The following is a 1,228-nucleotide window of genomic DNA, read 5'->3' on the forward strand; positions in this document are numbered from 1 at the left end:
GGTGTGTATTTTCCATTTATCTCAGCCATTGCAACCACATCATTTCCGTTTGAATCTTCATAAATAAACGCGAACATTTCTACGCTTTGATTTTCCATATATTTATCTTCTTAATTTCTCATTCTGTTGGGGTTACGACGATTCGAGCCTCTTTTGGTGGCATGATACTTATTGTAAAAGTTACGGGTAGTCGGTGAGGTGTGCTCTTCGGTAGTGTAAGCGTTTTGTAATGTGAAGTTGTTTATATAGCTGGCGTTAAACCATTGAACCAGCTAATGGTTTTGGTGCTTTCAGGAAGGAGTGTTTTGGTTCTCGTTATTTGTAATGGAGCGTAAGCTTTTACGCTTGATAAGTAGGTAGCAGGGGGATGGCATTGATTATGCTTGAGTTTAATTATTGATGGAGTTAAGTGTCAAAATGAGAAAACTGCAACGACGACTTTGTACTGAGATCAAATTATTTGAATTTTAGCCAAAAGAAGCCAATACACTGAAAGCCTTTCTCTACCTGACTTTTCCTCTTAAAAGGTTTTGCCTATCAAGAAAATTGTTGAAATCCATTTAGTAAAATCAAGATTTTAGACAACAATTAACTTAAGGGCATAACCAAGTTATCAAAGTTATTGAGCAGATTAGGGAGAATGATTATGGAATCACTCAAGGTAAAAGACTATATGACACACCAAGCCGTAACATTTACGGTTGATATGCCATTAAGTGCGGCTCTTGATCGTGTGATGAAAACTGACCATATGGGTGGTCCGGTGATCAATGATAAAGAAGAAGTGATCGGTTTTTTGTCAGAGCAGGATCTTTTAGATAAATTAGTGAAAGTGAGCTATTTCTGCCAAGACACCCATCTCGTCGGAGATTGTATGCACCCCGAGGTGCTGGCTGTTTCTCCAGATGTCTCAATCATCGAACTTGCCGATATGATGAAAGTGGGTAAGCCAAAAGTGTACCCTGTTGTGGATAAGAAAAAGCTGGTTGGTATTATCACTCGTCGTGATGTGCTGAGAGCAATTGGCAAGAATATCGAGGATTGCTTCAAGCACCCGGTGTAATATGTTGTTACAGAATGTTATAATTAATAATATACTAAGTATTATTCAAAAGGCGCTGATGCGCCTTTTTCTGTTTTATACATACAAGATTGTTTGTTGGAGAATTAGATGACAGCACAAACGGCAAAGTTTGTTCAAGGCTCAACCATGCGTCATATATTGGTG

At 38.4% G+C, this 1,228-nt stretch carries 1 protein-coding gene; it reads left to right on the forward strand.

The window, feature by feature from the left end:
• Positions 1-646: 646 nt before the first annotated feature.
• Complete coding sequence (locus tag L4C33_RS22345; RefSeq protein ID WP_428814570.1) at positions 647-1,063, forward strand: CBS domain-containing protein; 417 nt, start codon at positions 647-649, stop codon at positions 1,061-1,063.
• The last annotated feature ends 165 nt before the right edge of the window (positions 1,064-1,228 follow it).

Source organism: Vibrio makurazakiensis, assembly GCF_050337375.1.
Classification (GTDB): Bacteria; Pseudomonadota; Gammaproteobacteria; order Enterobacterales; family Vibrionaceae; genus Vibrio; species Vibrio makurazakiensis.